Source organism: Faecalibacillus intestinalis, assembly GCF_003024685.1.
GTDB classification, from domain to species: domain Bacteria; phylum Bacillota_I; class Bacilli_A; order Erysipelotrichales; family Coprobacillaceae; genus Faecalibacillus; species Faecalibacillus intestinalis.
On sequence record NZ_PYLQ01000005.1, the window covers coordinates 50,340 to 63,156 of the forward strand.

The 12,817-nt window shown below is 30.0% G+C and carries 14 protein-coding genes and 1 riboswitch; of the genes, 1 reads left to right on the forward strand and 13 read right to left on the reverse strand.

Features of this window, described 5'->3' with window-relative positions:
- Positions 1-33: 33 nt before the first annotated feature.
- The 9 genes from C7U54_RS05290 to C7U54_RS05330 form a co-directional block, all read right to left on the reverse strand.
- Positions 34-1,545: a bifunctional folylpolyglutamate synthase/dihydrofolate synthase gene (locus tag C7U54_RS05290; protein WP_117574599.1), complete on the reverse strand. Its 1,512-nt coding sequence runs from the start codon at positions 1,543-1,545 to the stop codon at positions 34-36.
- Between the two features lie 54 nt (positions 1,546-1,599).
- Entirely contained in the window at positions 1,600-1,926 is a 327-nt protein-coding gene (locus C7U54_RS05295) for a cyclic-di-AMP receptor (protein WP_022000754.1), read from the reverse strand.
- A 48-nt stretch (positions 1,927-1,974) separates the two neighbouring features.
- Positions 1,975-3,150, reverse strand: coding sequence for a deoxyguanosinetriphosphate triphosphohydrolase family protein (locus C7U54_RS05300; protein WP_022000755.1), 1,176 nt, complete (start codon positions 3,148-3,150; stop codon positions 1,975-1,977).
- A 30-nt stretch (positions 3,151-3,180) separates the two neighbouring features.
- A complete protein-coding gene (locus C7U54_RS05305) occupies positions 3,181-3,729 on the reverse strand; it encodes a manganese efflux pump MntP (RefSeq protein ID WP_022000756.1) in 549 nt (182 codons plus the stop codon).
- A 1-nt stretch (position 3,730) separates the two neighbouring features.
- A complete protein-coding gene (locus C7U54_RS05310) occupies positions 3,731-5,290 on the reverse strand; it encodes an NAD(P)/FAD-dependent oxidoreductase (RefSeq protein ID WP_022000757.1) in 1,560 nt (519 codons plus the stop codon).
- 8 nt (positions 5,291-5,298) lie between these two features.
- Positions 5,299-6,438, reverse strand: coding sequence for an ATP-binding protein (locus tag C7U54_RS05315; protein ID WP_107029547.1), 1,140 nt, complete (start codon positions 6,436-6,438; stop codon positions 5,299-5,301).
- 118 nt (positions 6,439-6,556) lie between these two features.
- Positions 6,557-7,159: a Type 1 glutamine amidotransferase-like domain-containing protein gene (locus tag C7U54_RS05320; RefSeq protein ID WP_107029548.1), complete on the reverse strand. Its 603-nt coding sequence runs from the start codon at positions 7,157-7,159 to the stop codon at positions 6,557-6,559.
- Between the two features lie 165 nt (positions 7,160-7,324).
- The gene (locus tag C7U54_RS05325; RefSeq protein WP_048923617.1) at positions 7,325-7,585 is read right to left on the reverse strand and encodes an AlbA family DNA-binding domain-containing protein; all 261 of its coding nucleotides are present in this window, start codon (positions 7,583-7,585) and stop codon (positions 7,325-7,327) included.
- Between the two features lie 87 nt (positions 7,586-7,672).
- Entirely contained in the window at positions 7,673-8,743 is a 1,071-nt protein-coding gene (locus C7U54_RS05330) for an NAD(P)/FAD-dependent oxidoreductase (RefSeq protein WP_107029549.1), read from the reverse strand.
- Positions 8,744-8,877: 134 nt separating this feature from the next.
- Between C7U54_RS05330 and C7U54_RS05335 the strand changes: the two genes are divergently transcribed.
- Positions 8,878-9,609 carry a YebC/PmpR family DNA-binding transcriptional regulator gene (locus C7U54_RS05335; RefSeq protein ID WP_032090637.1) on the forward strand — a complete coding sequence of 244 codons (732 nt, stop codon included), beginning with the start codon at positions 8,878-8,880 and terminating at the stop codon, positions 9,607-9,609.
- Between the two features lie 65 nt (positions 9,610-9,674).
- On the opposite strand, the gene tenA is transcribed toward C7U54_RS05335, so the two are convergent.
- The 4 genes from tenA to manA form a co-directional block, all read right to left on the reverse strand.
- Positions 9,675-10,334 carry a thiaminase II gene (tenA, locus tag C7U54_RS05340; protein ID WP_107029550.1) on the reverse strand — a complete coding sequence of 220 codons (660 nt, stop codon included), beginning with the start codon at positions 10,332-10,334 and terminating at the stop codon, positions 9,675-9,677.
- Between the two features lie 42 nt (positions 10,335-10,376).
- The gene (gene thiM, locus C7U54_RS05345; RefSeq protein ID WP_107029551.1) at positions 10,377-11,198 is read right to left on the reverse strand and encodes a hydroxyethylthiazole kinase; all 822 of its coding nucleotides are present in this window, start codon (positions 11,196-11,198) and stop codon (positions 10,377-10,379) included.
- A 248-nt stretch (positions 11,199-11,446) separates the two neighbouring features.
- Positions 11,447-11,553, reverse strand: a riboswitch (TPP riboswitch).
- 40 nt (positions 11,554-11,593) lie between these two features.
- Positions 11,594-11,881, reverse strand: a complete 288-nt coding sequence (locus C7U54_RS05350) for a hypothetical protein (protein ID WP_032090643.1) — start codon at positions 11,879-11,881, stop codon at positions 11,594-11,596.
- A complete protein-coding gene (gene manA / locus C7U54_RS05355; protein WP_107029552.1) occupies positions 11,881-12,816 on the reverse strand; it encodes a mannose-6-phosphate isomerase, class I in 936 nt (311 codons plus the stop codon). The genes C7U54_RS05350 and manA overlap by 1 nt, the downstream gene beginning before the upstream one ends.
- Between the last annotated feature and the right edge of the window lies 1 nt (position 12,817).

Here is a 12,817-nt window from a genome sequence, read left to right on the forward strand (position 1 = left end):
AATTGCTACTAAAAGTAGACTCCTCCTTCTTTATTATTTGCTATGAATCTTTTGTAATAAGTATTTCCTTACTTCAGAAATAAAATACAATGATCCCGTAATCAAAAATGTTCCTTCTTGTAAATAAATATCGTCTAAAGCTTTTCTAAAGTCCGGTTCAATTTTTACCGGATAGTCCCCTGCTAATAATTTTGCACTTTGACTACGTGGATGTTTAAATTCACAGACGGTTATATCATACGTCAAATCTAATAATCTTTCAATCATATAGTCCGTATCTTTATCTCTTAATGCTGAAAAGATGATTTTTAAATTATGTAATTTACGTGCAGAACGATAGAGTTCATCAACACCTTCTCGATTATGGGCCCCATCTAAAATAATCAGTGGTTTTTCACTTATGATTTCAAAACGTCCTGCCCACTTAGCTTCAAATAAACCTTCAACAATTGAAGATTCATCTAATTCAATAAAATGATGTTCCTTTAAATATAATAAGGTTTCTAATGCTAAAGCACTATTTTCAATTTGATAAAGAGCTGGTGTATTTAAAACAACATTATAATCCTTATATGTATATTTAACATTTTCACCATCTTGTAAATCATGAATACGATCTAAACGAATCAAATGACTATGATGCTTTTCACAAGTATCTCTAAAAATATCAACACATTCTTGTTTATGTTCTCCTGTAATAAAATCAACATGCTCTTTAATAATTCCCGCTTTCGCTCTAGCAATACTTTCATAGCTATCACCTAAATAATCCATATGATCTAAACCAATATTCGTATTGACGCAAACCATTGGTAAAATAATATTCGTTGCATCTAATTCTCCACCTAATCCAACCTCATAAATGGCATAGTCAACACCTTGATAAATAAAGTAAAGAATTGAAATAAAGACTTCTATTTCAAATAAAGAAATCTCATACTTTAACCAATTATCCACATATCTATTAGCAACATCAACAATAAATTGTTCCTTGATCCATTCATCATTGATACGTACGACATCTAACCTAGAAATAAGTGCTGGTGAAGTAAAAGTTCCTACAGTATATCCCTGTTTTTTTAAAACTTCTTTCATGTAATTAACAGTCGAACCTTTCCCATTTGTTCCACAAACATGGATACATTTTAAAGCATGTTGGATATTATAAAATTCTTGCATATATTTTTTAAAGTTATCTAAACTATAGACACGATCTTTTTGTTGATGAATAAAGTCATAGACTTCTTCATAGTGTTTAAATTGTTTTTTTGTTTTTATTTGTATGATTTTATTTTGATAAATGATATCTTTTAGAGCTATTTTTTTAATGACTGCTATTAATTGTTGTTTAATTTCATCAGTTCCTAAACAAAGTTCTATTTCATTTTTGATAACATCAAAAATAATAACCCCATTGATATTTTGATTTTCATTGACATAAATAATCTTTTGATTTTGTTTTAAATATTCTTTTGTTATTTCTTCTTGATGGATAAATTGTATTAATTCATCCATTCTTTTTTCATTTAATAATTTGATAGACATAATTTCACCCACAAACATTATAAAGGATTAAAAAAAAAGGACAATGTCCTTTTTCTAAAATTTTTCAAATTGTTCAATATCTAATACAAAAACTGTTGCTCCACCAACAAGTACATCTACCATGATTGGAGTAAAAAATTCTCCCATTTCAGTAGGTGGAACAGTAGGTTCTTTTTCTACACGTTTTTTAGAATTTTCTTTAATAATACCTACAGCATGTTCAACTTTATCATCATTTGTTCCAATAAAGAATGTTGTATTTCCTTTCTTTAAGAATCCACCTGTTGTTGATAATTTTGTAACGAAGTATCCTTCTTCTGTAAGTGCGGCTTGTACTGATGAACTATCATCAGAATTTACGATAGCAATAATTAATTTCATAAGCCATCCCTCCTGTATATTTATATTTTACACCAAATAAAATAATTATTAAAGTTTTTCGCCATGAAGAATTGGTAAAAATTTTCTTTCATAATCATTTAAAACATAAGTATCTGTCATCATTGATAAATAATCAGAGACAATCAGTGGATTGGGCGTCTTTTGATAATTTTCTACCATCTTATTTTTAAACTTAACAATATTCGAATCTTGATCATTATTTTCCAATTCTTCTAAATAAACATCAAAGAGTTCTTTAACCATTCTTGAAAGTTTAGCATTTTCTTTTTCTAAAACTGGATGATGATGGACTTTTTCTCCTAAAAAGAAGAGTAGGGATGATAATGCTTCAAAGACTTCATGAGAAAAACGTAAATATGGTTTTTGATAACTATGAATCATCAAATCACCAATTAATTTATTCATAATTGATTTATTATTATCTCCTAATACTTTTACTACATTTTCAGGAAGATCTTTCTTTTGTAAGATACCTACACTCATAGCATCTTCAATATCTTTTCCAATATAAGAAATAACATCTGAAATACGAACCACACATCCTTCTAAAGTCATTGGTTTTAATTCAAGACTGGCATTTTCTTTATGCCAACAATCATGATACTCTTGTAAGAATTGTTCTTTTGTTTTTTTACGGTCTGGTTCATATTTTTTAGAAAGCATTTCACCATTATGACACAAAATAGCATCTAAGACTTGTAAAGAAACATTATAGCCTTTCCCATTTCTTTCTAAATAAAGAATATTTCGTACACTATTAGCATTATGACAAAAATATCCAAAACCTTTTTCTTGTAGTTTTTCATTCAACGCTCTTTCTCCTACATGACCATAAGGAGCATGTCCTAAATCATGTCCTAAAGCAGCCGCTTCAATTAAATCTAAATTTAAATTCAAACCTTTTCCTATTTGTCTGGCAATACGTGAAACCCATTGAACATGGATTGAACGTTTAGAAATATGGGCACTTTGAAAAAATGAAAGAGCCTGTGTTTTATCTGTGTAACGTTGATAAGATTTACAATATAAAATACGATCAATATCTTCTTCAAAAGGCCAACGAATATCAAACTCTTCATGTTCACTTTCTTCTTTTCTTAATTTTTGACATTCACTTGTTTTACAAGCATAGGGAGAAAGTGTTCGATCATATTCTTTTGTTCTCTTTATAGTATTTTTTATAATTTTTTCTTCTTCTTTCATACTTGTCACCTATTTCATTATATACTTTTTTCAAAAGAGATGCTCCAACAATGTTTTAAAAGCAATTAAAATCAAAACAACGCCCCCAAAAATAAGTGCCTTATTTTGAAACTTATTGTTTAAATAACGTCCAATTTGTAAAGCAAACAAACATAATAGAAAAGTAATAATTCCTATAATCAATAAAGCTTGATAAATAGCAACTTCTAAAAAAGCAAAAGTCATACCAATAGCAAAAGCATCAATACTTGTTGCAAAAGCAAGAATTGTTAAATCTAATAATTTAAAATTATAATTTGTTTCTTCTTCACTAAAAGCATCTTTTAACATATTGATACCAACAATCATTAAAAAGATAAAAGCGATATAATGATCATAGGCTTGTATCTTTTTTGAAAATACACATCCTAAATGATATCCTAAAAAAGGCATCAATGCCTGAAAAAAGCCAAAATAAAAAGCAATGAAGCTTTGTTTCTTGATGTTTCCTTTTGGCATAGAAATACCATACATCATCGAAACAGTAAAAGCATCCATCGCTAATGAAATTGAAATAACAACAAGTTCAAATAATGACACATTATCTCTCTCCTTTGAGTAATACCTCACTACATTTCAAACCATCAATTGCACTTGACATAATACCACCTGCATATCCTGCACCTTCACCAATTGGATAAATCCCTTTAATATTACTTTCCATATTGTCATCACGATAAAAACGAATTGGTGCTGAACTTCTTGATTCTACTCCGAGTAATGTGGCATCACTTGTAAACCCATTAATCTTGTTATTCATTAAAAGAAGTCCTTCTTTTAAATTTATATTCAGGATTTCAGGAAGTAATGCATTGAGATTAGCATTTTTAACTCTTTTTAAACTTGTCTCTATTTTTTCTTTACTTTCTTTATTTTCTAAATAATCTTCCACTCTTTGAACTGGAATTGAATAATCACTTCCTCCTAGTTCAAAAGCTTTTTCTTCTAATTTTCTTTGAAAATACATCCCTGCAAGCGGATGTGAACTACCAAAATCATTAGGTGTCACATTGACTAAGATAGCACTATTAGCGTATTTATTATCACGTTTATAATTAGACATCCCGTTAACAACCAGTCTTTTTTCTTCACTGGCTGCATTCATGACATAACCACCAGGACACATACAGAAAGTATAGACTCCTCTTTTTTGACTTGTATGCACCGCCAATTTATAATCAGCCGCTTTTAATGCAGGATGATCATAGAATTTTCCATATTGGTTTTTATTAATAAATTCTTGACTATGTTCAATACGCATTCCCACTGCAAAAGCTTTTTGAGAGATTTCTAATTGTTTTTGATAAAGCATTTCATATGTTTTTCTCGCACTATGACCAATAGCCAATACCAGTTGATCTACTTTTTCTTTATATGTTCCTTCATTATTTTCTAAAACAACTTCTTTTAATTGATTATCTTCAATAATAATATCTACCAATTTTGTTTCAAAACGAACATCTCCACATTTTTCAATATCTTTTCTAATATTTTTAACCACATTAATTAAAACATCTGTTCCTAAATGTGGTTTATTTAAGTAAAGAATATCTTCACTTGCACCATGTTCATAAAAAGTATTCAATACAAATTGTTTACGATAATCCTTAATACCTGTCGTCAACTTTCCATCAGAGAACGTTCCTGCTCCTCCTTCTCCAAATTGAACATTACTTTGAGTATTTAACTTACCTGTTTCTAAATAAGTATCGATATCTTTTTTTCTTTCATCAACACATTTACCTTGTTCAATCAAAATTACCTTTTGCCCACTACGCGCTAAATTATAGGCACAAAATAATCCTGCTGGCCCACTTCCAACAACCATAATTGTTTGATTATTTGGTGTTAACTTGTCATAATGATATTCTTTAACTTTACTTACTTGTTTACTATGTGTTTTTAATAATTGATCTTCATCGACATATTCAAAAGTAAAGCCCATATTAAAATGTACTTTATTCTTTCTTCTTGCATCGACTGCCTTTTTAGCAATCTTTACATTCTTTACTTGTGATTTTCTTATATTTAATGTATTCGCAATAACTTTAGCGTAATCTTTTTCATCTAAAGAAACTGCAATATTACTTACTTTTAACATACCTTCTCCTATCTCTTTATTTTCCAATATCCTTTTTTGTTATTTCCAACTCTTTCAATAATTCCTAAATCCTTTAACTTTTTAATATTATTTGAAATACTCTTTCTACTCATTTTCATAATATTTGCAAGTTCGGTAATTGTATATCCAGGATCATCATATAGGGATTCTAGTATCTTATTCATTGTATCGTTCACCCTATTAGTCATCTTTGAAAAGTTATCAATCACCAATCTTTGAGGTGCATCAAATTCAATCATAATATCCGTAGGATTAATATAATATTTTGGCATTGGTAAATCATTTTCTATACAGGAATCAAATATTTTTTCTATACCTCTTCCCCATGACTCAATATGTCCTGCTAAATAGAAAACATGCGCAATATTAGGATTATAGGACTTAGAGCCATGTTTTTGATAAAGAGTTTCTTCTGTCCAATGATCTGGAAGCTTTCCAACATTTGTAATATAGAGCTTATCTTTATAAACACTTATTTGTATTGGTACACCAGATTCATATTGTTTATGAACAATAGCATTTAATATAGCTTCACTTACAAAGTATTCTTCAACTCTTTGAAGTCCATCATATGAAATCTTAGCTTTCATATATTTAAAGAAAATAAGTTCTATAACTTTATCAATTTGTTCAAAAAGTGATCCTCTTACTTCATCTTGATAAATTAAATCAGCATCTGTTTCAAAAAATCCTACTTTTATAAAAGCACCTGTAAAATATCTCTCTGGATCTTTTGAAAACAAAAGTAAGGCAGCATTTGTAAGATAACCATTATTTATCAAATGAAGTTTATCTAATAATGTTTCCGTATCTTCTTCTAAAATCGTATCATCTATTCTTTTTTTACGAATTGCAAGTTCTTTAAACTTTTGAATAGCGTTTTGATCTAAATCTTCTATTTTTACTAATGGGTATGGAACGTTATCCCAAGTTGCTCCTCTTTTACGTAAAATAAAACTTTCTAATTCAATACCTGCCAACTTTTGTGATGTACTCCCACTTCTAAAATAATAGTTTCCTTTACAAGATATAGCTATTGGATAAGACGGAACATCTATTTCTATATATTCCAAATTATTTTTTTTACATAAATTAACTCCCTTTTTACAAAAATGTGTCTGATGCATACTAACTCATAATTATACGAAACACCACTCTTTTATTCATTTTCTATTCATTTCCGGCTAATGGGTATTCATTTTTACTCTAAGTTATCATGCAATTTATTAGATTGGAATTTTCAAATTAGTCTTTGCAAATAACCTTTGAATCTTCACCATCAATTACAATTCCCTGACGGTTGTTAATTGGGCATAGATTCAAATCCGAAAACTCAGTCATTATTTTCTCGGTAACTTTCTTAAATGGTGCTGTAAGATAATGCGGAAGAACATAGAAATCAATCAAATCAATCCCTGCATCATCTTCTTGTGAGTAGTCCTCCGGCTTTTCATCCATTTGCTCGATATATTGGATGCTTGGAGCGCATATAATTGCGCCTGCCGACTCGCCGATCATCAATTTTCCATTTGCCAATTCCTTTTTCAGTAGCCCATCAGCTCCCGTTTTACGGAGCTGATCCATAAGAAAGAAAGAATTTCCGCCGGTAAAATATATCACATCTGCTTCTTCAAAAACAGACTGTATCGTTGAATAAGCCTCCGTTGAAATATCAATTTCAATTACGATTGCTCCCAACTTTTTGAATAATTTTCGAGCCGAGCCGACATAACCGGTGTAGCCTTCACGCAGTGAAGCTGTTGGAATAAATGCGACTTTCTTATTTTCAATTTCTTCCTTTATCAGACTTCCCACACTTGAAAAGTGCGAACATAAAAACAGTTTCATCAATATTCTCCTTTATAAATTTCGATTTGTATAACAGTAGTCTAACACACGTTGTTTAAAAATACTACAGCCAAGCCAATGTCTGTAATTTGCCCTAAAATTTCATTTTATGGAATTTGGACTACTTGATTTTCTAATTGCTTACGCAATTCGTGAAATGTATAATTATACTGTCTTGGTATTAGACACACAAATGTAAATAGGGACTAAATTAATATCTACTACGATTCCCATAGCATCTCTTATTTTACTTGGTAAGGATTCTAATAATTTTTTTGAATTTTCCACACCAATAATTTTACCATTATCATCTATACCAATAAAAAATTTACCACCTTGTGCATTGGCAAACGCACATATACCAACTAAATATTCATCTTTCCAAACTGATTTCCATTCTATATTGTGCTTTTCTTGACTTTCCATAGTTAGCTCCTTATTATTTGGTAAATATAATTTTTCCACTTATATATTCATTATAACATTTCTATTTACAACACATTTATTACTCTTTTATTTCTTTATCGATTTTGCCACATGAACACCACTTGCAAAAGCAAAATGTAAATTGTAACCTCCACAATCACCATCAACATCCAAAGCTTCTCCACAAACATAAATGCCTGGATATTTCTTAAGTTGTAAATTTTCATCTACTTCTTTTAAAGAAACACCACCATGACAAACTTGTGCTTTTTCAATTGACATTGTATCGATGATTTTGAATTCTAAACAACGAGGATCAATATTTTTTTCTTTAAAAATCTGAACGATTTTTTCATGAAAGAATCCTTCCAAACCATAGTGTTGAAATTCTTCTTTTTCAATATCAGGCAATAAATTTAAAATAAGTTTTGGATTTTTTAAATGATCTAAATATCTTGATAATTGCATAATACAAATACCTGATAGACCATAATCTGTAAACATGATTTCTCCTGTTTGTTTTTCAATCAATTGATTTTGATCATAAAGCATTGCAATTCCCTTTACTCTTTGTCCTTTTAAAACTTTAAAAACGGGGTTTGTTTTTACTTGAACAAGACTTGGTGTAAATGGAATCATGGAAATATGCATTTTTTCTAACATTTTTAAATTATTTTGTCCTGATAAATGACTGGCTGGTGATCCTGTCGCAATAACTATTTTATCCGCTTGATAATGACCATTCGTCGTAATAATTTCATAAGTTTTAGCTTTTTTTATTGCTAGAACCTCACAATTATCGATATACGATACATTATCCATATTTTTCATTAAAGCATTTTTAGCAGATAAACTTGAAAGTGAATATGGATAAACAAGGTTCTTTTCATAACGTAGTTTTAAAGAAAGTTGTTTAAAAAAATTGACGACATCAAATTCTTTAATTAATTTTTCTATTAAAGGGTCTTGATGATTATAGTACTTAATATCCATATTCAAATTTGAAACATTACATCTTCCATTACCGCTAGCAAGTATTTTTCTAGCTGCTTTATTAGATTGTTCCAAGACAATAATATTATATTTATTTGTTTTTACTAATTCATTCATACATGCAAGTCCACTTGCACCTGCTCCAATAATAACAATTGTTTCCATCTTTATCCCTCATTTGCTTTTTCATTATACATGAACAAAACTCGTTTGTCATTTATATTAAACCTTGAAAAACCTCGATGTATTCGCTATAATAACCAAGTATTGAGATTACATACAATTAAGGAGGCTTTTTTATGGGTAGAGCACATGAAGTGCGTAAAGTTGCTATGGCAAAAACTGCTGCAGCAAAAGCAAAATTATATTCTCGTTATGGAAAAGAAATCTATTTAGCTGCTAAAGCTGGTGGTACTGATCCAGATGGTAACTTAGCATTAAGAAGAATTATTGCTAAAGCTAAAAAAGAACAAGTTCCTGCTGACGTTATTAAACGTGCAGTTGATAAAGTAAAAAGTGGAGCTACTGAAGATTATCAAGAAAAAACATTTGAAGGATATGGTCCAAGTGGTTCAACTGTTATTGTTAAATGCTTAACTGATAATATTAATCGTACTATTTCTCAAGTACGTCCTGCATTTACAAAATCTAAAGCTAAATTAGGAAATGAAGGTTCAGTATCTTATTTATATGATACATATTCTATTTTAACTTTTAAAGGATTAGATGAAGAACAAACTTTAGAAGCTTTAATGGAAGGTGAAGCTGATTGTCAAGAAATTGAAACTCATGAAGATGGTTCAATTGAATTAACTGGTGCACCAACTGATTTATATAAAATGAAAGATGCTATTGAAGCAGCTTGTCCTAATGCTGAATTTGATGTAGAAGAAATCGCTACAACACCTCAAGAATATGTATCTCTTGAAGGTGAAGATATGGAATTATTTGAAAGATTAATGAATCTTTTAAATGCTTGTGACGATGTAGATAAAATCTACCATAACGTTGAAAATTATGAAGGAGAATAATTCTCCTTCTTTTTCTTTATAATGAAAAAATGAAAGATGTTTTGTCTCTTTCATTTTTTTATTTACTAACAACTTTTATCCCATGACATTTGCCAAAATGCAAGTTCATATCTTGAACATGCTACAAAGATATCAATAAGATGTTGAATTTGTTTTTCTGTATAATCTTTAGTAAGTTGATTCATTGTTTCTATTAAAATAATATTACCACTAGCATATTCATTAGAAGCATAGCCTTTGATCCAATCCCCATAAAATTCATCATTGATTGAATTTGGATTATTTTCAACAATCTTTTTCGCAATAACTTCATAACTATAAGCACAAGATAATATAGCTGCCAAGATTTCTACTTCTCCTTCTTCATAGGCAACACGTAGCATATAAGAGGTATAAGATAAATTATCAAGTGATGGTTTCATATCATCTATTTCTTCTTGGCTTACATTAAATTTTCCCATATAACCACTATGAACATCTAATTCGCCATTCATTACAGCAATATATTTAGCAAAAAGATTCGCTGTTTCTAAAGTTTTTGCTTTAGCAACTCCAATCGCAAAAACTTTAGCGTATTCTTTTAAATAAAGATAATCTTGCATAATATAATATTTAAATTTATCTTTAGCTAATGAACCATCTTGTATTCCTTTAACAAAAGGATGTTCATTATAAGATTTCCATAGTTCTTTTGTTGCTTCTAACATCTTATCTGTTGTTTTCATAATCTTCCTCTTTTCATTATTTTAGAGTAATCACATATCTAGTTAGATTTTTTTATATTGAGATCCTTCTTGTAATTGCTTAGGAGTCATATTATAAATAGCATCAATAATATAATTTCGATAACTTGCATTACCATCTAATGGTGTTAATCTTTCATGTGCGATTTCTCCAGCAAGACCCATGGTACATACTGCAGCAACTGTTGATTCAAGTAAATAATCAGGATTTGCAGAAATAAACGAAGCCGTAAGTGCTGATAATTGACATCCTGTTCCTGTAATCGAAGACATCATTTCATGACCATTATAAATTGCATAAGTAATATTTTCATTGCATACTAAGTCAATAGCTCCTGTAATAGCGATAACTGCCCCTGTTTTTTTAGAAAACTCTTGAGCAAAACTGACAACTTCATGGATATTTTCTGCTGTCACTTTATCTGCAAGATTAGCATCAACACCCTTCGTTGTACCACTTCCTAAAGCTAAAGTTTTGATTTCTGAAATATTTCCACGAATAACTGAAAACTGAATTTCTTTTAATAATTTTAAAGCTGTTTGAGTTCTTAACGTAGATGCCCCAACTCCTACAGGATCTAATACAACTGGATGATGAAGTTCGTTAGCTTTTTTCCCAGCAATGACCATTGATTCAATCGTTCGCGTATTAAGTGTTCCAATATTAATATTAAGTCCTGTACAAATCGAAGTAATTTCAGCAACTTCTTTTTGATCATCTGCCATAATTGGTGATGCTCCACATGCAAGAACGACATTAGCACAATCATTGACTGTAACATAATTTGTAATATTGTGAATGAGTGGACTTTTTTCTCTAACATTTTTTAACATTTCTTCTAACATATTTTCTCTCCTTGTTTTTTACAAGTTATTTCATAAATATGAAGATGACCAAACTTACCCATCATCAAAAACATAAACTTCGTTTATGAAATAACTTTATGGTAGTTCGGTCGATACTTTGTGGTATCCTCTCACGCTGGAACACAGCTTCCCTTCGCTTAATACAAGATTCAAGGCGCTCCCCTTCAATCCGCCACATATGTGGATACTTCTTTTTAAATAAAAAACAGGAGACATGCTCCTGTAAAAAAATCGAAATGTTGACTTCCTACGATGGCATTATCCATATCAGGTTAAAGGGTCGAAGTTTGATGACTTCCTCTCAGCCTGCCTACAAGCTCCCCTGTTTCTATTTACATATTTAATGATACTCTTTATTTTTTTAAATACAAGTTTTATTCAATCTCTTCAATTTCATATTTACCTAAATAAATTAAAATATTATTCATAATAATATCAATGGCCCAATAAAAGATAACAAAGACCGCAAGTCCAACAATAAATGCATATCTTAAAATTGTTACCATATATAAAGCCGGTATAAAGGCAATCACAATAGGAATAAATCCTACTCCTGAAGGAAAATGGATTTGATAAATACTATGACATTCTTTACATTCTTGTCTACCCTTATAAGCAAAAGCAGAATCTTTTATTTCATGACTACAATGATAACATCTCATTATAATGTACAAATCATGACTGTCATTGTTCCATCAAAATCAACTTCTTTTTGATCCGAACATACAACAAAATGATCTCCTTTTCTCACTTCTTTTCCTTCTACTGTTCCTTGTCCTTCAATGATTGATACAAGTTGGAATGGTTTATCATTGATGACTTTATTATATCCTGTCATATCATATTTATTTAATGTTAAATAGTTAGATGATACAAGCTCTTTTCTTGTTCCATTTTCAATTGTTTCTTCTACTTGTTTAGCTAGATCGTATGGTTTATAAGGCACTGTTGTCACATCGATGGATTGTTTTACATGAAGTTGTCTTTCATTTCCATCTTTATCTTTTCGATGATAATCATAAACACGGTATGTGATATCTGATGATTGTTGTGCTTCATAGATCAATGAACCTTTACAGATAGCATGAATTGTTCCACTTGGAATATAGAAGAAATCTCCTTTTTTGATATCAAACTTATTTAATAAATGATCATAATCATCGTTTTCGATAGCTTTTACAAGTTCTTCTTTGGTTTTAGCATGATGTCCCATGACCATCTTTGTATCTTCTTTACAATCTAATACATACCAGCATTCTGTCTTTCCTAATGAATTTTCATGAAGAGCTGCATATTCATCATTTGGATGGACTTGTACAGATAAATCATTACAAGCATCGATGATCTTTACAAGCAATGGAAATTGTTTATCTTTGATATTTCCAAAAAGTTCACGATGTTTATCAAAAACTTTTGACAGTGTTTGTCCTTTGAATTCACCTTCTATGATTTTATTATCACCATTTGGATGAGCTGAAGGTGCCCAGCATTCTCCTGTTTGATCACTTGGAATAGCATAACCATACTTTTCTTTAAGTTGGTTTCCTCCCCAAATCATTTCTTTAAATACAGGTTCTACCCATAAAATATGTCCCATT

Bases quoted from the DNA above. Each gene is read 5' to 3' on its own strand.
- C7U54_RS05290 (WP_117574599.1), bottom strand. From the start codon at position 1,545: ATGTCTATCAAATTATTAAATGAAAAAAGAATGGATGAATTAATACAA.
- C7U54_RS05295 (WP_022000754.1), bottom strand. From the start codon at position 1,926: ATGAAATTAATTATTGCTATCGTAAATTCTGATGATAGTTCATCAGTA.
- C7U54_RS05300 (WP_022000755.1), bottom strand. From the start codon at position 3,150: ATGAAAGAAGAAGAAAAAATTATAAAAAATACTATAAAGAGAACAAAA.
- C7U54_RS05310 (WP_022000757.1), bottom strand. From the start codon at position 5,290: ATGTTAAAAGTAAGTAATATTGCAGTTTCTTTAGATGAAAAAGATTAC.
- C7U54_RS05315 (WP_107029547.1), bottom strand. From the start codon at position 6,438: ATGCATCAGACACATTTTTGTAAAAAGGGAGTTAATTTATGTAAAAAA.
- C7U54_RS05320 (WP_107029548.1), bottom strand. From the start codon at position 7,159: ATGAAACTGTTTTTATGTTCGCACTTTTCAAGTGTGGGAAGTCTGATA.
- C7U54_RS05325 (WP_048923617.1), bottom strand. From the start codon at position 7,585: ATGGAAAGTCAAGAAAAGCACAATATAGAATGGAAATCAGTTTGGAAA.
- C7U54_RS05330 (WP_107029549.1), bottom strand. From the start codon at position 8,743: ATGGAAACAATTGTTATTATTGGAGCAGGTGCAAGTGGACTTGCATGT.
- C7U54_RS05335 (WP_032090637.1), top strand. From the start codon at position 8,878: ATGGGTAGAGCACATGAAGTGCGTAAAGTTGCTATGGCAAAAACTGCT.
- tenA (WP_107029550.1), bottom strand. From the start codon at position 10,334: ATGAAAACAACAGATAAGATGTTAGAAGCAACAAAAGAACTATGGAAA.
- thiM (WP_107029551.1), bottom strand. From the start codon at position 11,198: ATGTTAGAAGAAATGTTAAAAAATGTTAGAGAAAAAAGTCCACTCATT.
- C7U54_RS05350 (WP_032090643.1), bottom strand. From the start codon at position 11,881: ATGAGATGTTATCATTGTAGTCATGAAATAAAAGATTCTGCTTTTGCT.
- manA (WP_107029552.1), bottom strand. From the start codon at position 12,816: ATGGGACATATTTTATGGGTAGAACCTGTATTTAAAGAAATGATTTGG.